Genomic DNA, 20,132 nt, shown 5'->3' with positions numbered 1-20,132 from the left:
TAATTGGCTAATTCTAGCCGGGTGTGGATATTTATGACATTATTTGTAAACACTAGTTGAGACATATGTTTTTTAAGGGGGAAAGGACAACAAGTGAATCAAATACCTCCGTTTCGCAGGCAAAGGTCTTATCTTTCCCAATTTACAACAGGTCAATTGCATTTGAAAAATCCGTGGATTGCTGCTTTTTTTTCATTTTCCTATCCTGGATTTGGACATATCATGCTTCATCGCTACATAGTTGGGTATATTCTTATTCTTTGGGAGACCTTCATTAACGAAAAAGCGAAAGTGAACCTTGGCATTTTATATACGTTAATAGGTGAATTTGAAAAAGCAAAGGATGTTTTGGATGATCGGTGGTTAATTCTCTATCTGGCGATGTACATGTTTGGAATATGGGATAGCTATCGGACAACCATTGATCTCAATAAGCAATATGTATTGGCCGACCGCGAAGATGCTCCCCTTCTCCACATGAAGATGGGGACATGGGACACCAATTTTTTAGATAAACGAAAACCTGTCAATGCGTTAATCTGGTCCGCTTTATTTCCAGGTCTTGGTCATCTTTATCTCCATCATGTCATTACGGGGTTCTTTATTTTTGTTTATGCCGTGGCAATCACGTATTTGGGGCATATTCCACATGCCATCCATGCCTCGATGACTGGTAATTTTGCTCATGCCAAAGAAATATTAGATATGCAATGGGCTTTGTATTTTCCTTCGATCTACTTTTTCATTATTTATGATTCTTATGCTTATGCCATTGAGCACAACAAATTGTGTGAAAAAGAAATGTCAAAATATCTACGACAAAGATATCAAAGTAAAGACTTTATTTTTCCTCTATAGAAAGTGAGTGTTAATCAGGTGTATGTCATAGCCACTTTCGAGAATTCCTTATTTATTGAGTTAGCTATCTCTGCGATAGAACAAAAGGGGATACCTAAAGAAAAGATTCTAGCTGCCCCGCTCGATAAACGCTCAGAGCCAAGACAATTGTTTGATACGATTCATAGAGCGGATGGTTTTAGCCTATTTGATGGTGCTGCGATGCTGGGAACTTGTTTCATGCTGCTCGGTGCCATTTACGGATATGTTCTAAAATGGGGACCGATTATTTGGGGAATTATTGGTGCGGTCAGCGGGTTACTTTTGGGCTTTTTAATTAAAATGCTCCTTGTCAAAAATAAGCAGCGAGCGGCAAAAAGCATCACAGCGGAAATTGTTTTAATGATTCGCTGTGAAGAACATCAATGGGAAACCATTGAAAAGATTTTATGGGATCATACGGCTCTTGGAATAACTAGAATACACAATGGGATTAGCCCTATACTAACCCAAAGTTAAGGAGCAAAAGCACAGATTTTTTTCTTATTCTTGATTATCTGTAAAGAAAGTGAACGTTTTAGCACAAAGTTACCCAGTATTCGGCATATTCCGAGGGGCGATTCAGGATTAGTTGTCATAAACAACATGATGATAGTTAATAATGTCGATATTTGATGACGAAAACTAGTTACTTGTAGGCGCTTTCAATTGATAAACTTTTAAGTACATAGTTCAAATATTAAGGAGCTCAGTGATGATGACTAACGATGATCTTTTTGTACAAATCGAAAATTTGAGGAATTCAATGATAAGAGTGGGGCTTTCGAAAGGATTAAATTCAGTGGAAACTGTAAAACTAAGCGAAAGACTTGATAAGTTAATTAACTTACAAATGGGGTTATTTACGAAGATTTCTGCTTGAGTATATAAATGTATTTAGCCGATAAACTAGTATGCCACCCACTAATATCCCAGCGTAAAAAAAGCGTACAAGTCCTCTGGAGAGGTCTTGTACGCTTTTTTTACTGAGATCTACTAATACGGGCAGCATCCATAGGAATGCGCTGAATGAATTTAATGTCTGATAAGATTCAATGACTATCTTATTTCTTGCTATAATAATAGGTAAATGATGTAAATGAGGGAGGGGGTTTTTAACGTATGAAAATAAAGGTCATCATCGCGGATGATAACTCATTTATTCGAGAGGGTCTGAAAATTATTTTGTCTACTTACCAGGAATTTATCGTGCTCGACACCGTGAGTAATGGAAAAGAGGCAGTCGATTACTGTCTAGCCCATGAAGTCGATCTTGCCTTGCTCGATGTACGCATGCCCAATATGAACGGGGTGGAAGCAACGAAGCTGATTGCTGAGCAAACAAGCACCAAGCCGATTATTTTGACGACCTTTGATGATGATGAATATATTCTTGAGGCCATCAAAAATGGGGCAAAAGGCTATTTGTTAAAAAATAATGACCCGGAACAAATCCGGGATGCGATGAAGAGTGTGTTCCTCGGAAACAGTATTCTTCAGGATGTGATTTTAGAAAAAATAAAATCCAATTTGTCGCCGGCCAATAATGCAGCTGAAACAAAGATCGACCTCACCCAGTTTACCGAACGAGAACGTGATATCCTGTCATTGATTGCGAAGGGATATTCCAATAAAGCCATCTCTAAGGAATTATTTATCTCAGAAGGGACAGTCGCGAATTACATCACGTCTATTTTAGGAAAGACCGGTCTTGAGCACCGAACCCAAATCGCGATATACTACCTCACCGGGAAAATCAATTAAAATGGAGATTTGGATTATTTTTACGAAGCTGATCTTGCTTGTGTATATCGCGATTCAATGTGCACAGGCAAATGACAGCCATATCTCCTGGGTGGTTCTTGCGTTTTTGGTTTATTTTTGCGCCAATATTACCGTTTATCTTTTAAAAAATGCCTCGATGAAAATGGTCCTCCATGTCCTGTCCATTGGTATTTTGACAGGGGCCTATCTAATCGTAAATCCTTTGTTTTATTTGCTGTTGCCACTTACGATTATCGAGCTTGCGGCCAGTTTTATCGACAAGAAACTTACGGTTTTATTGCTATCCTTGCTTCCCATCCTATATATGAAAGCATGGCTGCAGCCCATATACGGCTTAGCGGCTTGTCTTTCTTTTGTGATTTTTTCAATCACGTCCATTTATGGAGAGAAACTAGTGAAAAATGAAGCGCAAAAGGATGCGATGCGAAAGCGGCTCCAGAAACTAACTAAACATATTCATGAAAATAGCGAATACATACGGCAGTCCGAATACACCTTTAAATTAGAGGAACGCAACCGGATTTCACAGGAAATCCATGATAAAATTGGGCACTCAATGACGGGAGCTCTTTTTCAAATGGAAGCGGCGAAACGGCTGCTGGAGACCGATCAACAAAAAGCAACCGAACTCCTCCAAAATGCTATCAATATTTCGAAAGATGGGATTGAAAACATCCGCCTGACCTTAAAAAATATGAAACCGCCGACAGAACAGGTGGGGATTCATCGCTTGAAGCTGCTGGTAGATGATTTTAATTCCAAACAGCCAATCAAAACCGTCCTTACCCATGAAGGCAATTTAGATATTATCACACCGATTCAATGGAAAATCCTCCATGAAAATGTCACAGAGGCACTGACGAATGCCATGAAATATTCTCTTGCCACGCAAGTGTCTGTCGATCTAAAGGTCCTAAATAAAATGATTCGAGTCGAAGTGAAGGATAATGGAGCGGGAACGGAGATCATCAAAAAAGGTCTAGGCATTATTGGGATGGAAGAGCGGACGGCTGCCGTCAATGGAAAAATCATAGTTGATAGCACGTATGGTTTCTCCGTCACCACGCTCCTTCCGCTAGGCACATGAACATCTCACGCTGAAAATATGAATATTCTCATATGAAAAGAATGAACGATTGCACTTATGCGCGTTCATTCTTTTTCTATATACTGGAAATAGAAAACGACATGAGGGGTGAAACGATGAACGTATTAGAAATTAAAAATTTAACGAAAAAATTCGCTGACTTTATTGCGGTTGATAATATGAGTTTATCTGTGGCTGAAGGTGAAATCTTTGGTTTTCTTGGCGCCAATGGAGCTGGGAAAAGTACGACGATAAATATGATTGCGGGCCTGCTCCGCAGCAATGATGGGACGATTCATATTCTTGGTAAAAATAGTGCCAAATACAGCCGCTTTGCCAAAATGAATATTGGCATGGTCCCGCAGGATTTGGCCATTTATGAGGATATGACCGCTATTGAAAATGTGAAATTCTTTGCGGGACTTTATGGGTTGCGCGGAGCCGAGCTCAATGAGCGAGTCGAGGAGGCCCTCGAATTCGTTGGACTCCAGGATAAGCATAAAAGCTATCCGAAGAGTTTTTCGGGCGGAATGAAACGGCGTCTCAATATCGCATGTGCGATTGCCCACCGTCCGAAGTTGATCATTATGGATGAACCAACGGTAGGGATTGATCCACAGTCCCGAAACTATATCCTTACCTCGGTCCGGAAGTTAAATGAAATGGGCTGTACGATTATTTACACGAGCCACTATATGGAGGAAGTCGAGGAAATCTGCACACGGATTGCGATTATTGATCATGGAAAAATCATTGCCGAAGGAACAAAGGAGCAGCTGAAATCGATAATTACCAATACGAAGGATGTTTGGATTGAGGTCAAATCGACTGAGAAAGTGGACCTAGCGGCGATTAAAAGCATTAATGGTGTCGAAGCTGTTTCCGTTGATGAACACATGATTAAAATCAACTCCGATACCGGGGTCAATAACTTAAATAAAATCATTGAACACTTTATGAGCAGCCAGATTGAAATCCGCTCCTTACAAGAAAAAGCACCGAATCTGGAGACGGTATTTTTAACATTAACGGGCAGAAATTTGCGTGACCAATAAGGGGGATTCACTTTGAATATACTCAATATCGCATGGAAGGGAATTAAAACAGACTTCCGGGACACCCGTACGTTGTTTTTTATGTTGGCTTTTCCGATTGTATTAATGCTCGTCCTCGGAACAGCCTTGTCGAACACATTTACGACCAGTCTCCCTGTCGATGATATCGATGTCTTATATAAAGATACAACGAAGGGTGAGTTTTTTCCTCATTTTATTACCGAGGTCGAAAAATCAGGGGTTCATTTTAAAAAAGCAACCGGTACGACCGATGGTGAAAACGAAGTAAAGCAAGGTTCCTATGATGGCTATGTTGAAGTAACCGATCAGGGAATTCAGCTCTATGTCAATAATGGAACCAGTATTGAAGGGAATATCCTTCAAGGGATGCTCTCCTCCTTTGTCGATCAATACAATATCGCATCCGAAATTATAAAGGTGGCACCGGAAACGCTGGAGAGTGCCTTTACTCGTGAGAAGCCAGCTGATTTTATCAAGGAAACCTCACTGCTTCCCGATAAACAGCCCGGTTCAATGGACTATTATGCAATTGTGATTACGACAATGATTGTTCTGTATGGGGCAATGTCGGCAAGTTCGCTCATCGTAAGTGAACGCGTACGCAAGACGGCTGACCGTCTGATTGCTTCTCCGGTTAGGAAAAGTGAAATTTTTATCGGAAAAGTGCTTGGGAGTTTGGTCAGTAACAGCATCTGTATCGTTCTGGTCATCCTTTTTAGCAAACTCATTTTCAAAGCTAATTGGGGCGATCATTTAGGCTTGGTCTTCCTTGTGCTGCTAACAGAAGTGGTGTTTGCGGTCAGCATGGGGATTGGCGTCAGTTTCTTGACGAAAACAAGTGCGGCCCCGTCAATAATCATCATGCTATTCGTTCAGTTATCATCCTTTTTTGGCGGTGCTTATTTTAAAATTGAAAATCCTGAAGGCATCTTTAAGCTGATTACCGAGCTTTCACCGCTGACTTGGATGAACAAAGCGTTGACGAAGATTATTTATACGAATGATTTCGCGGCGGCCATTCCGGCGCTTACCATCAATCTGGCCGGGGCGCTATTATTCTTGCTTGTGGCGATTATTTCATTGCAACGACGGGAGGGATTATAATGAAGGATATCCTTTGGTTAATTCAGAACACGCTGCGCGTGACATTTAGAAAAAAGAAAAACATAATCATGTATCTGTGTATGCCGTTAGTCGGAATCTTTATTTCCCTGCTCGTTTATGGGGGGGATCAAAAAACGATCCTGCATGTCGGGATTGTTAATGAGGACAAAAGCGAGATTACTGCGGATACCATCGACTTTTTAAAGGGATTGGAGAATGTGGAAATTTCGACAATTTCGAATGGGCAGGTCCAGGATAAAATCTCTTCTGGCGATCTTGACAGTGTGATTACCTTTGAAAAAGGGTATGCAAACAGTGTCTTGGCGGGGAATCCGGGCCATATCGAGCTGACCTCAATCAAGGGGGCGGCCATTACCGCTTACGTAAAATCTTATTTACATCAGTATATCGATAATATTGCGACAATCAGCTATGTTGCGGGTGGGAATCAACAGACGTTTGAGCAGATGTATAGCGATTTTCAGCAAACGAACTATAAGCTCGCGACTCATTCTTTAGATGACACAGCGAAAAATAAGAACATGACCAACCAAACAATAGGCTTCTTGATTATGATTATGTTGATGTCGGCCGGAAATATGGCGGAGATCATTCTGTTGGAAAAAGAAAACCGTACCTATTTCCGATTATTATCGACACCGATTAATGCGCGGAAATACATCTTCTCCAATATTGTGGTCAACATGATTGTGATGACGATCCAGGTGTTTATTACGTTAACCATCATGAAAAGCATCTTTCATATTGGCATCAACATGTCGTTTTGGTCCGCGGCCTTTGTGATGTTACTGTTTTCATTCATTTCAGTCGGGATCTCGTTAGTGATTGTTTCTTTTTCAAACAGCCGCAGTGCCGCGGGAGCTTTACAGAATTTAATTATTACTCCGACCGTGATGCTTTCCGGCTGCTTCTGGCCGGTGGAAGTGATGCCGACATCCTTACAAAAAATCGCCGATTTCCTGCCGCAGCGCTGGACCTTAGATACGCTAACGAAGCTGCAAGAAGGAAATGCGTTTAGCGGCTTATATATGAATTTTATCATTCTATTTGCCTTTGCCGCTGCATTTTTCTTGATTGCTATTTATCGGTTTAGTAGAAATAATACAACACAGAATTTTGTCTAAAATGTTTCAATTAAAAATGACTATCATCTTTTGACCGCTCAAATGAGTGGTTTTTTTTATGTAATTTTCTAATATATGGAATTTCAGTGGCCGAAGTTTAAGAAACTTTGACGAAAACAGAGGTTTTTATTCGACTTTTTCTATAATTATTCTACATAACATTACAAATTCATTACATTTTCCCCAGTTCCATTGTTATTAGTCTCTTGAAAATTTAAACTATAACTATATTAATCGGAAAAATTTTCTTTTAGAAAAGGTGAGAATGGAATGAAACGGAAACTTTTAATATATTCGGTATCGCTAGTTTTATTAACTACGATTTTTCAAGCAACCCCGACTTTTGCAAGTCCAACTATTACCCAAGAACAAATCAATGCGACAAAAGGGAAAATAACGGAAACGCAAAATCAAATTGAAGACATAGAAAATAAGATTCAAGAACTAGACGACCGAATTATCATTGGAATGGAAAAAAGCAAACAACTAAACAATGATATTAAAGTACAACAAGGTCAAATCGTAAAAACGAAAGCAGACATTGAAAAAGCAAAAAAGGACTTAGATACGAACAAAACCTACTATTCTGCAAGACTAAAAACTATGCAGGAGCAAGGTCAGCAGCCGATGATCACTTATGCTGAGTTCATTCTTTCTTCTGAAAGCTTTTCCCAGTTACTAACTCGTTCTACTGCTATAATGCAAATTCTTGATAGTAATACAGATATCATGAAGACTCTAGCTAAAAAAGAGGAAACCTTACTAGGTGCGGAGCAAAAGTTAGAAAACGAATTAGGTCAATTAAAAAAGAGCCAGAGTGACTTAGTTTCTAAACAAAAGCAGATTGAAGCAGATAAGGCCGAAATTAAAACCGTTTTGGCAGAATCAAAAAATACCTTAATACAACAACAAACGCAACTGGCTAATCAAGTAACACTAAAAAGTGCACAAGATAAAGCGCGTCAAGAAGCACAAGAAAGAGCACAGCGAGAAGCGCAAGAAAGGGCTGCAGCTCAGGAAAAAGCAACTCAAGAAGTGCAAGAAAGTGCAGAGCAACAAGCACCAGAAAGTCCAAAACAACAACCGGAACAAGAATCTCCGGCAAAAAAACCGGTCACATCCAATGATACACCGAAAGAAACAGTGACTAATTCAGGAGATGCCGATGCGTTAATCGCCTATGCTAAACAATTTTTAGGTGTTAAATACGTTTGGGGTGGGACAACACCAAACGGGTTTGACTGTTCAGGATTCACTTCATATGTATTCCGTCATATTGGTATTAGCCTTCCGAGAGTATCTCGTGACCAGCAGGATGTTGGAACTAGTATTTCCCCTTATAATGTACAAAAAGGTGATTTGGTATTTAGAGGAAACCCAGCCCACCATGTTGGCATTTATATTGGAGGCGGCAAATATATCCATGCACCTCAAACGGGTGATGTTGTAAAAATTGCTGCGTATAATCCAGCTAAATTTACAACCGCAGCAAGAGTATTGCATTAAGAATATAGATTTGAAGAAAAAGGCTTGGAGGAAAACTCCAAGCTTTTTTTGTATTTTAGGGAAAGATAATCACATAGATTAGAAGAGGTAAGAAGAACATTTTTCTAAGAAGGTGTTTACCATAACCACTATCGAGAAAATTACTGCGATCCTTGCCAGTATCGATCATCCACTGGCCCCATATTGGCTAAATAACGACCTAATCAAAAAGACGATTGCGACTAGTTATGATTATTGGGTTGAAGATACAGAAATCCCGATGTCATTGGACGACTTTGTCGTACAATATCTTGAACATGCCGAATATCTTGGCGGAATTTTTTCAAACATACATGATCCCAGCTGATGGTCAGCTGGGATTTCTTTGGTGTCAGGCACCACTGCCGAGGCACCGCTGCCGTTCAAAAGTTCGCCATAACATTTCAAACAAACTGTGAACTTGTCACTATACCCATGTTGTTTAATGAAAAAAAGGAATATAGTGTAAGCATAAAAGACAAATAAAATTTGAAAGGCGGAATCATTTATGTTTAACAAATTTTTAAGAGAAAATAAAATTGCGGCAGCCATCTTAACTGTCTTACGATTATACCTTGGCTATTCTTGGTTTACAGCAGGTTTTGGAAAATTAACTAGCGGCGGTTTTGATGCTTCTGGATTCTTAACAGGAGCGATTGCCAACCCAGTAAAAGGTCCAGACGGGGCGGTCGTATTTGGCTGGTATGTAGACTTCTTGAAACACTTTGCACTGCCAAACGTGGATGTGTTCAACGTCATCGTTCCTTGGGGCGAAACATTAATCGGTTTAGGCCTGATCTTAGGTTGCTTAACAACAACAGCGATGTTCTTTGGTCTTGTGATGAACTTCAGTTTCTTTTTAGCAGGTACTGTATCTCATAACCCAAGAGACATTTTCCTTGGCTTCATTATTCTAACAGCTGGTTACAATGCTGGTAGAATCGGTTTAGACCGCTGGGTGGTTCCATTCTTCAAAAAGACTAGCAAAAAAGGTACTGGGCATGAAAAAGCAAAGGTAAGTGCATAAAAAATCTGTAAACAAAAGACGATTCGGGCTTCATCCCGAATCGTCTTTTGTTCTAATTTGTATAGAATGACCCGGTTAGTTATCTTGAACGATGGGTTGGTCAAATAGATCGGAATTGATTGAAGTAGTTGTACTTTGGCCGTTAATTGTTGTGATATGAACCCCTGTATTGGTAGAACCTGAGCCGTGTGTACTTTTCGAGGCGGTTTTAGGAGAGATAAATAAGGAACTGCCAAATTGGACAACCCCGCCACTAATTGTATCGATTTTCACCGGAAGTGGAAACTCAGACATAGAAGAACATCCTTTGCACTTTAATATTTTACTATATGTGAATCAGCAATCTTTTGTTCGCAGGATTACCATTTGAAGCTGTTCAAAAGTTCGTCAAAACATTTCAAACAAACTGTGAACTTATCACTATACCCATGTTGTTTAATGATAAAAAGGAATATAGTTTAAGTATAAAGAACAAATAAATTTTGAAAGGCGGAATCATTTATGTTTAACAAATTTTTAAGAGAAAATAAAATTGCGGCAGCTATCTTAACTGTCTTACGTTTATACCTTGGCTATTCTTGGTTTACAGCAGGTTTTGGAAAATTAACTAGCGGCGGCTTTGATGCTTCTGGATTCTTAACAGGAGCGATTGCCAATCCAGTAAAAGGTCCAGACGGCGCGGTCGTATTTGGCTGGTATGTAGACTTCTTAAAATACTTTGCACTGCCAAACGTGGATGTGTTCAACGTTATTGTCCCTTGGGGCGAAACATTAATCGGTTTAGGTTTAATCTTAGGCTGCTTAACAACAACAGCGATGTTCTTCGGTCTTGTGATGAACTTCAGCTTCTTCTTAGCAGGTACTGTATCTCATAACCCAAGAGACATTTTCCTTGGCTTCATCATTCTAACAGCTGGTTACAATGCTGGTCGAATCGGTTTAGACCGATGGGTGGTTCCATTCATTACTAAAATGAGCAAAAAAGGCACTAGTCACACTGGTCATGAAAAAGTAAAAGCTTAACATTAAGAAAAGCAGAAGCAGCTCCAGCGAGGGCTAAACTTCTGCTTTTCTTTTTAGCTAAAATATTCATCTCCAATGAACGTGGAAAATTCGTTTAATATGGTGTCTTTATCGATTACATCTGAATGGATAAATTGAAATGCTTCTTGGATTGCTGCCTCTATTTGTTCCTCAGGCAATCGGTGTACATTAGAGGAAGGTCTAAAGTATAGGTACATGGGAAACCCGCCATCGTTTGTGGGGAGTATATAAGGGATTTTTAGTCTTCTTGCTCCCAATCGTTCGTAAAAATTTATCCGCCGTAACTGTTGTTCTCTCGTGTCTCCATCCTCTTCAGGTATTTCCACTTCTACAAAAATGCCGATAAATCCATCTTGCTTTGATTGAAGAATTTTTTGGAAAAAGAGGCTCCCATAGCCAGCATTCCGGAATTGCTGATCGATTGCTATATAATCAAGCCAGATCGCTGGTAAGTGATCAAATTCATAAATTAAGGCATAGCCAACGATTTCCTCTTGTTGCTTTGCCCAGATGAGTTTGTATTTTTCGTTAGCTAAAAGCAATTGAAAATGTTTGTAATCTTTTAATTCATTTGCTGGAAAGTCCGCTTGTAAGAGTTGATAGACGTTGTGCAGCTCGCTTAGATTGCCTTCCGATATTTCAATTTCATTGTTTTCCATTTCGGTTGCCTGCCTTTATTTTTTTTACATTAAAATTTATTTTTAGATTCTGTTCAAAATTACCTTTTGTTCCATATGCTTTAGGATAAGGGGTGAATGTTATGTCAACTGAACCGTTTGATATCGAGACATTAAAGCACATAAGGAACAAACTTGATTATATTTACTATATCGCAAAAAGCAATTACAACGACAACCCTGAATTAATGGACACGATTGAAAATTTAGCCCAAGTTTCAAAAATGTTTACGAATATAAAAATTCAAGAGCTAAGCAAGCAAGAAGAAACACCTAGCCCTCAGGGATACATTCTCTCCAAACTAGCGAACTCCTACTCTAGAATGAAAGCATATGAAAAACAAAAAGAAGCGGATTTCCCAACTTGGAAGGATTGAAAGGAGAGAGGTGCTTCATGCACTTCTCTTTATTTTTTCACTGGTGCCTGACACCATCCAATGTATTTCCAAAATTATTTAGTAAAACTAATATTTTCTTAGAATCAGGTCGTTGGTCATAGTATAATAGTTTTTATGAGTCTATTCGACATTTAAACTATTATATTAGGAGGAAAAATGAAGAAAGTTGTCATCTCTGTTTTGTCACTGTTAATTTTTGTTTTAGTTCATCCCTCTCTAATGAGAGCAGCGGGTACAACCTATCCCAATGTGAATGATTATATCATTTCTAAGAAACTAGTACCTGCAAAAGTAGAAAACCAGTACAAAAGCATTTTTACAAAATTTACATATCGGAATGGGTATGGTGAGGTTGAGGGTGTTGTAGCCCATGAAACAGCCAACAGCAGCTCGACGATTACAAGTGAAATTGCCTATATGACGAGAAACCATAGAAATGCCTTTGTTCATGCGTTCGCGGATGGTTCGCGCGTCATTGAAATCCATTCACCGAATTATGGGGCTTGGGGTGCAGGTTACTATGCAAACCAACGATTTGTGCATATTGAGTTGGTCAGAGAGAAGTCCTTTGATAAATTTGCACGTTCAATCAATAACTATGGGAATTACATTGCCTCCGTACTCTATGAGTATAATTTACCTTTAATAAGTGCCGAAAAAACAGGCAAGGGTACTCTATGGTCGCATGGTGCAGTCACCAAGTATCTTGGTGCCACGACCCATACGGATCCACATGCTTATTTTAAAAAGTGGGGCTATAGTTGGGATCAATTTGTTCAGTTAGTGACGATGAAATATAAAGCTCTCCCTGATAAAACGGAGAATACGAATCGTTTAGCGCAAATCCCAAGTAGCAAGGTTTTGATTTATAAAGATTATAAAAATACAGCATCCGCCTCTCCAGCAGGCGAAACGTATACGAATCAAACGTTTTATATTAAAGAATTAGCCTTTGTAAGCGGACAAACGTATTATCTGCTAAGCGAGCAGGCTAGTAGTGAAAATGGAGTAATCGGCTGGGCCAAGGCTTCCGATTTGCTTACCTATCCAGAATCGAGTATAAAGTCAACGTCGAAAACATTGTATTTTACGGGTAAAGGCGCCGCTTATAGCAAAGCCTGGGGCATGAAGAAAGATGTCATTTATTCTTCGCTTGCCATATATAAAGACCAAGAATTTAAGGTAAATGCAACAGAAACGGTTGGAAATATGGTTTGGTACCGTGGGAATTTGGACGGAAAAACCGTGTGGATTTATTCAAGCAGAGTGGCACCAAAGGTGGAGCGTACGACCAGCAGGTTAGGCCAGATTAATAATGATGCTGTCATGATTTATAAAACGGTCGGTACTTCTACGGGAGCAATTCCAGCTGGGTCAACCTACACTGGAACCGTCTACTACATTAAAAAACAAGCAACCATCAACGATCAAACCTATTATTTAATTAGTACACAGCCAAGTAGTGTAAACGGAGTTATCGGATGGGTAAAATCCTCTGATTTGGCTAATTATTCTCATACTACCTATGACAAAAATGCAAAAACGATGTATTTCACAGGTAAAGGCATCTTTTATAGCAAGCCATGGGGCAGTACGAAGGATATTGTTTTTAAAGATCTTTCGAAAAATAAGAACCAAGAATTTAAGATCAATTTAGCAGAAAAGGTTGGCAATAACACTTGGTACCGTGGAAGTTTCGCTGGTAAAACGGTATGGATTCAAGACATCTACTTAAACCAAACGCTGGAAAGTTCAACGAGCCGTTTAGGCAATATCAAAAAAACCAGCGTCAAGATTTATAGAAAGTTAGGTTCTAGTTCTTATTATAAGGCAGGATCTACCTATACCAATAAGGTTTACTATATTAAGAGAAAAGGTAAGCTTAACGGTCAAACGTATTACTTAATTAGTAAAAGTTCAACTGGTACAAACGCCATCGGCTGGGTAAATTCCGCCGATATTTCCGATATTAGCTATGCAGTGGTAAGCCAAAAAGCCAAAACCATAAATCTCAAAGGAACAGGCAGTGCCTATAGCAAAGCATGGGGCGGAAAGAAAGACGTTGTTTATAAAACACTTTCTTCCTACAAAAATAAGAAATTCACGGCAGAGCTCACTGCAAAAGTAGGGAGCACAAATTGGTACCGCGGGAAATTAGCGGGTAAGACCGTGTGGTTGATGAAGTAACAGCAATCTTACAAAGGTTAAAGGGGCTTATGATAGCCCCTTTTTTTCTATTATTCTATTCAATTCACCGTTTCTTCTTTGACTACTTGTGGCAGCGGTTTTTGCTTCTGGCTCAGAAAGAAGAACACACCGAGCAGGACGAGCATTCCTCCAATAATTTGCCAGGTGACGAGTTGCTCATTTAAGAGAATCACTGCTAGGATCGTAGCCCCAACGGGTTCACCTAAAATACTCATCGAAATCGTTGTCGCATTGACGTAGTTTAAGAGCCAATTATTAATCACGTGACTAACGGTTGGTACGGTGGCGAGTAATAGGAAGATACCCCATTCTTTCGCTGGATAGCCAGTTAAAGCAACACCTGTTGATACGTTATAGATCGTAAGGACGATCGATGCAGCGAAAAACACACAAAAACTATAGAGCCAATGTGACACTTTTTTAACGATTGATTGGCCAATTAATAAGTAGCCCACCACAGAGATGACACTAAAGAAGGAAAGTAAATCGCCCATAATCGCATCATTACTTACACCGAAATCTCCCCAGCCAATCATCATCGCGCCGATAATGGCAATCCCCATCGTCATCAATGCAGACAAGGTGGTTCGCTCTTTAAATAGGAAAAAGCCCCCGACCAATGAGACAATCGGCTGCAAGGCCAGGATGATGGTCGAACTTGCGACAGTCGTTAATTTCAAAGACCCGAACCAAAGGACAAAATGCAGAGCTAAAAAGACGCCTGAAAAAAATAAGAACAACCAATCTTTTTTTACGATGTTTTTAAATTCATTTCGTTTATTCCAGACGATTGGTACCATTAAGAGACTGGCAAACCACATCCGGTACATACTCAAAATCGAGGCTGGTGCGTCTGACCATTTGACAAAAATTGCCGAAAATGAAATGGCAATGATGGAAATGGTAAGCGGCAGCCCGATACCCCTTGAACCTACTTCTTGTTGTTTCATCATATCCCCCTCTGCCTTTTGACAGGTCTATTTCAATACATAAGAACTCTTTCGCCATCCGAAAGTTGTGCAAATATTGTTTATTATATCACATGGTGTCAGGCACCAGCGCAGTAAATATTTTCATTAACAAAGGTTTGTTGGATTTTGCCTTCATCTACCATTGACGAATGGTGTGGTGTTCTATATGATATGAAGAAGAGATTACCCGTACTTGCGGGAGAGGTTCATAGCTGATACCCTCTATAAAAAACTATGGATACATGACTATTAGGCCATGTCCATATTGGACGTGGCTTTTTTGTTGGGTCCTGTTGGTTGGAGAGTAGAGGTGCTGCGAAAACTCTTTCTTGGAAAAAGTGTGGGGCACATTGCAAGGAGGTTTTTTTTATGTCTGGCAGAAGCCATGAGGAAGGTTTAAAAGATTTAACTTTATTAGGTAATCAAGGGACTACCTATTCATTTGAATATGCGCCGGAGGTATTGGAGGCGGTCGATAATCTTCACCCGGATCGTGATTATTTTGTGAAATTTAATTGCCCGGAGTTCACTAGTTTATGTCCGCTGACGCGCCAGCCGGATTTTGCAACAATGTATATTTCGTATGTTCCTGACAAAAAGATTGTTGAGAGCAAATCGTTGAAGTTATATTTGTTTAGTTTCAGGAATCATGGGGATTTCCATGAGGATTGTGTCAATATTATCATGAATGATTTAATTAAGCTGCTTGACCCAAGGTACATTGAGGTTTGGGGCAAGTTCACTCCACGCGGTGGAATTTCAATTGACCCATGGTGCAATTATGGAAAGCCAGGGACCAAGTATGAAGAGATGGCCCATTTCCGTTTGATGAATCATGACATTTATCCGGAAAAAGTGGATAATCGTTAATCAAGAAGGCCGGGTTTCCGGCCTCTTTTTTTATAATGAAGCGACCTTATGTAGTAAATGGCGCCCTTTCGCCAGTAAGTGGCGTTCATCCGCCAGTAAGTGGCGTTCCCAGTAACTGGACCCCATCCGCCAGTAATGATATAAAGCCACGGAGCCGTCCGTGGCTTTTTGTGTCTGGATTACCATGCGTAATCATCATGTTCTTCTTCTTGAATGTCATCATCATCCGTTAGTCGGTTGACTAGCCACTCGTCGTGGGTTATTCCGGTGAACATCATTTCGTTTTGAACTTCTTCGCTATTCCATTCATCCGCCAGCATATCTCCGCGTAGATTCGGATCTTTTGTCATCATTTTTTCACCTCCTCTACTATCATTGCCAATTTTTTCGTGACTATAATAGAGGGAGATTAAAAAATAGGTGACTCAGCGATTGAATCGAGGGCCGCTCGAGCCTATTCTTTCCACGATTAGAGGAGAGCACTTAACATAAAAGAAAGCCTGGTGTGAACAGTGGATATTGGTGGTTTTGATATAAAGAGGAAGTTGTTTTCCAATGATTTTGGTCTTAGTGTTTTTGAGGTTGTAGAAATTGATACGGGCCGGACGTATATCCTAAGATTGGTTGATTTTTCGAATAAGTCAACGGATTTTAAGAAGGCGCAATGGAACCAACTGCAGAATGACTACCGGACAGTGATCTCCGATTATAGCCACTTGCCGCGTATCGAACAGGTAGCTAAGGTTGATGAAGACCACTTATATTCTCTTTTGGAAGGGGAAGAAGGGGAGGCCTTAAGTGAAATAGGACCACTCGGGATTGATCAAATTAAACAGATCATTGATGCTGTCCGCCATCTTCATAATTATCAGATGGTTCATGGGTCGATTTCACCTAAAAACATCTGGATTACCACTCAAGGAAGAGTGATTTTATATGGAGCTGGGGAGGCAAAGGTCCTTGAAGGGAAGCCCCGCTTGGGAGCCGTGTCCGATATACGGCAATTGATTGCAGTCATCCAGCGTTTTTCGACATTAAACGAGTCAATTTTGGAAAAACTTAACCTTGAAGAGCCGATGACGGTTGAGGATTTAGAACAGATTCTATTTCGGGCGGAAAGAAAAGCAGGCATAAGTGAGGATAATAAACTGGCTGCCTTTTTTGAAAGAAAAAGTATGACTCAAAAAGCGGAAGCTGCTGAACGCGAACGAAGAAAAGCAGAAAAGAGCAAGCATAGAAAAGCAAACAAGATGCTCTTAGCTGGAGTCGTTGCAGCCATACTGATACTTGTTGTTTATTTTCTTTTTTAAAGAAAAAAATGCGGTTCATCCAAGATGAACCGCATTTGTGCGTGGTCGACGAAGGCTCTAAATTCCTGAGGAAATAGGAGGCTCTTAAACAAGTTCATAATCAGTCACGCTGCGGTCGACGACTCTCGCACCTTTGGAAGAGATAAACTTGCCGCTGCTTGTGGTGAAAACTTCAGAAGCAATGATCTGTGCCATTGAGAGCTTGACGACTTCTTCGTCAATTGGATCTTTGGGATTATCAACCGTTAGACGTGCTGTCTTCCCAAGCTCCGTTGCAAATTGTAATTCTAATGTTTTAGCCATATTCGTTCACCTCCTTTCTTAACCTAAAGTTCCTATCCTCTAAGCGATGATTTCAGTACTGTCATTTCGCTCTACTTTGTTTAGCATGTCATTACACAAAACGGAAATGGCTAAAGCTGCTTGAAATATCTGATCTGTTGTCGCATCTTTTTTGACATTGCTAAATGTTTTGGCGCGTAGGATTGGTTCGCCATCCTCGTCCATGCCCCCTTCAAACACTAAGCGAAGCTTCGTTCCTTCTAAAAGTGATTGTGCCATTGTCCCTCACCTCCTTTCACCTTCTATATAGAAAAAAGTCGGTCAAAAGGACATGGTGGGGAAAAATAAATTGGTGCCTGACACCAATGGTTGCTTTTTTAAAAAAATAGGAGAAATTATTTAAAAATCAAAATTATGCCTTATATGATAATGGTATTTAATATCTTTAATCGAGGGCTGATTCAAATCGGTTCTGTTAAGTAATCAAAAAAAGCAGTGATTTTACATCTCTGCTTTTTCCTCAATCTAGATTATTTACATAAAGCAATAATCTTTTCAAAATTAAACATGGTTCTCCATCAAAGATGGGCTTGCTTTGATTGCGATTTTTTAAGGAGACTTCTTGAACCTGATGCTAGTAAAACCCCAATTAGATCGATTCCAATATCAAAAATTCTCCCATCCCGTGTGAAGTATAATTGAAGGAATTCGGTTAAAGAAGCAAAGGAAACAGCCATGAATAGAATCCATGCTTTGGAACGGAATTTGGTTTGCAACAATATGGTCAGGAAGAGAAAAGCAAAGGCGTGGCCGCATTTTTGGAGCAGGAAGTCACGGGTAAGCTCGAGCGGTAATGGTGCTAGAAGTTCAGAAAAGTGGGGATGACTGTCCCATTGAAAATGAACTTGGCCTGATTCCATTAATTCTGAAAAACTGGCGGTACAGGTAAAAGTAAAGATTGCTAGAGCCCAAAATATAATAAAAAATCCACGCATAGAAAGACCTCCTGTTTCCATTCATTGTGGTCCTGTTTTTTCCGTATTATACCGCGAAGCTGGAGGAATTCAACAATCAAACAGAAGAAGACCTCTTCGTTTGATTAGAGGAGGTCTTTCGTAGGGGGAGGTGCCAGACTTGCATCCATATAAGGTGGGGGGGATGAGATGGGTTTTTGGAAAATTCCCACTTTCCATTAGACTGAATGAATCATTTTTTGATAAAGAGCAAGAATGGATTGCCCATAAGTTGTACCTGGAACAGCCCATTTTCCGTTTAAAGCGGTCCATGTTGGAGCAGAACCTCTATCGACAAGATGGAAGCGGGGATCAACTAATGGATATTGATTTGGCAGAGGCTTGGTTGTCGCATACGCGTATAAGTGCTGAAGTTGAGCAAGGACCCCTTCTTCTTCACTTTCAAACCGAGCACCGCGCGTATCTCCTCCAGTTGCTCCAATTCCTGCGAAGTTGTTCTGATCAGGATTGACGACTCCGGTAAACCGAAAATAGTCTGTTTCGTGAATGGCTTGTGCAAAGGCTACATCCCCGCGAATCCCGTAATATCTTCCAAGGGTTTGATAAAATTCACCTAATGCCGGCGCGTTTGGATTGACCTTTTTCACAAATTGGTCCATCTGTTCAGGCGAAAGGAAGGTCGGACCTAAAATAGTAAACTGTCCGGGGTCCGCGATGATGGGGATTTCTTTGGTAGTGTTGTTTGGAGTCGTAGTTGGGTTCGTGCTTGTGCTGCCTTTGGTACTTGTAGTTGGGTTTGTGCTCGTGGCTGGTGATGTGGTTGCTGGTTTATTGGTGCTTGTTGCAGGTTTTGCTGTTGGTGTTGCACTGGTGCTTGGCGCTGGTTTTTTGGTTTCTGTTTTAGTTGTCGTTGTGGTTTCTTTTTCTGTAATAATAAAGGCATCATCATAACCTGCTTTTTCGATTGCTTTTAGGCGTTTTTCTGCATTGGCGTTGGTCGTATAAGAGGCTACTTTCACGCGGTACCAAGTAGCTCCAGATATTTTTGTGGAAACAATCGATGATTGAATGTTCTTTTTCTTTAGTTCAGCGACCCTATCTTGTGCATTTTTTTTTGATTTATAAGAGCCTGCATAAACCGTATAGACTGTTTTTGTAGTAGTTTGAGTGGTTTTTGGTGTGGTTGTTGTTTTAGGTGTCTCCTTCACAGCTTTCCGTTTCAGGCCAAAGGCTTTGGCAATCCCGTTTACGTGGCCTTGGGCCACTTTTTGCTGCCAGTCTGCATTCTTCATCAGTTGTGCATCATGTTTATTACTGATAAAGCCGTTTTCCGTGAGAATGGAAGGCATTTTCGTTTCTCTTATGACGTGAAAATTGGCCTTTTTTTGCCCTCGGTCTTTCAACTGATTCACCTTGATGACCTCGGCATGGATGATATCCTGGTATTTTGCTGCTTTACTAGTATTAGATGCTCCATCATAAATAAAATCCTCATATCCTTGGGCGGAGCTGTCAGCGGAATTGATGTGAATAGCCAGGAAAAAGTCTGCGTCCCATGCGTTGGCGGCGCTTGAGCGCTGGGCTAAGCTTCTGGTAGTATCGCTTGTACGACTCATTTTAACTTGAACATTATCATAATCATTGAGGATGATTTTTCGTATTTTAAGCGCAATAGCTAAGGTAATATCTTTTTCATTCAGCCCATTCCCTTGGGCACCGGGGTCCTCACCGCCATGGCCTGGGTCTAAATATAGCTTCATACTTACTCCTCCAT

General features: G+C 40.3%; 24 protein-coding genes and 1 riboswitch. Of the genes, 16 read left to right on the top strand and 8 right to left on the bottom strand.

Going from position 1 to position 20,132, the window contains the following annotated elements:
* Positions 1-93 precede the first annotated feature (93 nt).
* The 11 genes from BR30_RS0105310 (at position 94) to BR30_RS0105260 (ending at position 9,624) form a co-directional block, all read left to right on the top strand.
* Complete coding sequence (locus BR30_RS0105310) at positions 94-858, top strand: hypothetical protein (protein WP_026564105.1); 765 nt, start codon at positions 94-96, stop codon at positions 856-858.
* Positions 859-861: 3 nt separating this feature from the next.
* A complete protein-coding gene (locus BR30_RS32690; RefSeq protein WP_231507629.1) occupies positions 862-1,356 on the top strand; it encodes a hypothetical protein in 495 nt (164 codons plus the stop codon).
* A 238-nt stretch (positions 1,357-1,594) separates the two neighbouring features.
* A complete protein-coding gene (locus tag BR30_RS35695; protein ID WP_231507628.1) occupies positions 1,595-1,759 on the top strand; it encodes an aspartyl-phosphate phosphatase Spo0E family protein in 165 nt (54 codons plus the stop codon).
* 239 nt (positions 1,760-1,998) lie between these two features.
* Complete coding sequence (locus BR30_RS0105295; protein WP_026564104.1) at positions 1,999-2,640, top strand: response regulator; 642 nt, start codon at positions 1,999-2,001, stop codon at positions 2,638-2,640.
* 1 nt (position 2,641) lies between these two features.
* Positions 2,642-3,748: a sensor histidine kinase gene (locus tag BR30_RS0105290; RefSeq protein ID WP_026564103.1), complete on the top strand. Its 1,107-nt coding sequence runs from the start codon at positions 2,642-2,644 to the stop codon at positions 3,746-3,748.
* 116 nt (positions 3,749-3,864) lie between these two features.
* Complete coding sequence (locus BR30_RS0105285; RefSeq protein ID WP_026564102.1) at positions 3,865-4,803, top strand: ABC transporter ATP-binding protein; 939 nt, start codon at positions 3,865-3,867, stop codon at positions 4,801-4,803.
* 12 nt (positions 4,804-4,815) lie between these two features.
* Positions 4,816-5,928, top strand: coding sequence for an ABC transporter permease (locus BR30_RS0105280; protein WP_026564101.1), 1,113 nt, complete (start codon positions 4,816-4,818; stop codon positions 5,926-5,928).
* Entirely contained in the window at positions 5,928-7,073 is a 1,146-nt protein-coding gene (locus BR30_RS0105275; RefSeq protein WP_026564100.1) for an ABC transporter permease, read from the top strand. Before BR30_RS0105280 ends, BR30_RS0105275 begins: the two co-directional genes overlap by 1 nt.
* A gap of 270 nt (positions 7,074-7,343) precedes the next feature.
* Complete coding sequence (locus tag BR30_RS35120) at positions 7,344-8,579, top strand: C40 family peptidase (RefSeq protein ID WP_051633465.1); 1,236 nt, start codon at positions 7,344-7,346, stop codon at positions 8,577-8,579.
* A gap of 112 nt (positions 8,580-8,691) precedes the next feature.
* Complete coding sequence (locus tag BR30_RS0105265) at positions 8,692-8,925, top strand: hypothetical protein (protein ID WP_026564099.1); 234 nt, start codon at positions 8,692-8,694, stop codon at positions 8,923-8,925.
* Between the two features lie 180 nt (positions 8,926-9,105).
* On the top strand, positions 9,106-9,624 hold the full coding sequence (locus BR30_RS0105260) for a DoxX family membrane protein (RefSeq protein ID WP_026564098.1): 519 nt from the start codon (positions 9,106-9,108) through the stop codon (positions 9,622-9,624).
* A gap of 75 nt (positions 9,625-9,699) precedes the next feature.
* On the opposite strand, the gene BR30_RS0105255 is transcribed toward BR30_RS0105260, so the two are convergent.
* Positions 9,700-9,918 (bottom strand): spore germination protein, encoded by a 219-nt coding sequence (locus tag BR30_RS0105255; RefSeq protein ID WP_026564097.1) that lies wholly within the window; start codon positions 9,916-9,918, stop codon positions 9,700-9,702.
* A gap of 207 nt (positions 9,919-10,125) precedes the next feature.
* Here BR30_RS0105255 and BR30_RS0105250 point away from each other — a divergent pair, with 207 nt between their 5' ends.
* Positions 10,126-10,647 (top strand): DoxX family membrane protein, encoded by a 522-nt coding sequence (locus tag BR30_RS0105250; protein ID WP_026564096.1) that lies wholly within the window; start codon positions 10,126-10,128, stop codon positions 10,645-10,647.
* Positions 10,648-10,700: 53 nt separating this feature from the next.
* Here the strand turns inward: BR30_RS0105250 and BR30_RS0105245 are convergent, their stop codons facing one another.
* The gene (locus BR30_RS0105245) at positions 10,701-11,327 is read right to left on the bottom strand and encodes a GNAT family N-acetyltransferase (protein WP_026564095.1); all 627 of its coding nucleotides are present in this window, start codon (positions 11,325-11,327) and stop codon (positions 10,701-10,703) included.
* A gap of 101 nt (positions 11,328-11,428) precedes the next feature.
* Here BR30_RS0105245 and BR30_RS0105240 point away from each other — a divergent pair, with 101 nt between their 5' ends.
* Both BR30_RS0105240 and BR30_RS32675 read left to right on the top strand, forming a co-directional pair.
* Complete coding sequence (locus BR30_RS0105240) at positions 11,429-11,722, top strand: hypothetical protein (RefSeq protein ID WP_035445082.1); 294 nt, start codon at positions 11,429-11,431, stop codon at positions 11,720-11,722.
* Between the two features lie 177 nt (positions 11,723-11,899).
* Positions 11,900-13,930 (top strand): peptidoglycan recognition protein family protein, encoded by a 2,031-nt coding sequence (locus BR30_RS32675; protein ID WP_051633464.1) that lies wholly within the window; start codon positions 11,900-11,902, stop codon positions 13,928-13,930.
* 59 nt (positions 13,931-13,989) lie between these two features.
* Here BR30_RS32675 and BR30_RS32670 read toward each other — a convergent pair whose 3' ends face one another.
* Positions 13,990-14,901: a DMT family transporter gene (locus BR30_RS32670; protein WP_035445081.1), complete on the bottom strand. Its 912-nt coding sequence runs from the start codon at positions 14,899-14,901 to the stop codon at positions 13,990-13,992.
* A 216-nt stretch (positions 14,902-15,117) separates the two neighbouring features.
* Positions 15,118-15,164: riboswitch (PreQ1 riboswitch) on the top strand.
* Between the two features lie 127 nt (positions 15,165-15,291).
* Between BR30_RS32670 and queF the strand changes: the two genes are divergently transcribed.
* Positions 15,292-15,792, top strand: a complete 501-nt coding sequence (gene queF / locus BR30_RS0105220) for a preQ(1) synthase (protein ID WP_026564093.1) — start codon at positions 15,292-15,294, stop codon at positions 15,790-15,792.
* A gap of 179 nt (positions 15,793-15,971) precedes the next feature.
* Here the strand turns inward: queF and BR30_RS36510 are convergent, their stop codons facing one another.
* A complete protein-coding gene (locus BR30_RS36510; protein WP_155928446.1) occupies positions 15,972-16,145 on the bottom strand; it encodes a hypothetical protein in 174 nt (57 codons plus the stop codon).
* Positions 16,146-16,304: 159 nt separating this feature from the next.
* Here BR30_RS36510 and BR30_RS0105210 point away from each other — a divergent pair, with 159 nt between their 5' ends.
* On the top strand, positions 16,305-17,102 hold the full coding sequence (locus BR30_RS0105210; RefSeq protein WP_026564092.1) for a serine/threonine-protein kinase: 798 nt from the start codon (positions 16,305-16,307) through the stop codon (positions 17,100-17,102).
* Positions 17,103-17,186: 84 nt separating this feature from the next.
* Here BR30_RS0105210 and BR30_RS0105205 read toward each other — a convergent pair whose 3' ends face one another.
* From BR30_RS0105205 to BR30_RS37680, 4 genes are all read right to left on the bottom strand, one after another.
* Positions 17,187-17,405, bottom strand: a complete 219-nt coding sequence (locus BR30_RS0105205) for a DUF2922 domain-containing protein (protein ID WP_026564091.1) — start codon at positions 17,403-17,405, stop codon at positions 17,187-17,189.
* Positions 17,406-17,444: 39 nt separating this feature from the next.
* Positions 17,445-17,663: a DUF1659 domain-containing protein gene (locus BR30_RS0105200; RefSeq protein WP_026564090.1), complete on the bottom strand. Its 219-nt coding sequence runs from the start codon at positions 17,661-17,663 to the stop codon at positions 17,445-17,447.
* A gap of 299 nt (positions 17,664-17,962) precedes the next feature.
* On the bottom strand, positions 17,963-18,379 hold the full coding sequence (locus BR30_RS35115; protein ID WP_051633463.1) for a VanZ family protein: 417 nt from the start codon (positions 18,377-18,379) through the stop codon (positions 17,963-17,965).
* Positions 18,380-18,576: 197 nt separating this feature from the next.
* The gene (locus BR30_RS37680) at positions 18,577-20,118 is read right to left on the bottom strand and encodes an N-acetylmuramoyl-L-alanine amidase (RefSeq protein WP_026564089.1); all 1,542 of its coding nucleotides are present in this window, start codon (positions 20,116-20,118) and stop codon (positions 18,577-18,579) included.
* Positions 20,119-20,132: the final 14 nt, after the last annotated feature.

The sequence above is a fragment of the Bacillus sp. UNC41MFS5 genome (assembly GCF_000686805.1).
The sequence above is the reverse complement of the archived record's forward strand: the minus strand, read 5'-3'. Positions and strand labels throughout refer to the sequence as shown.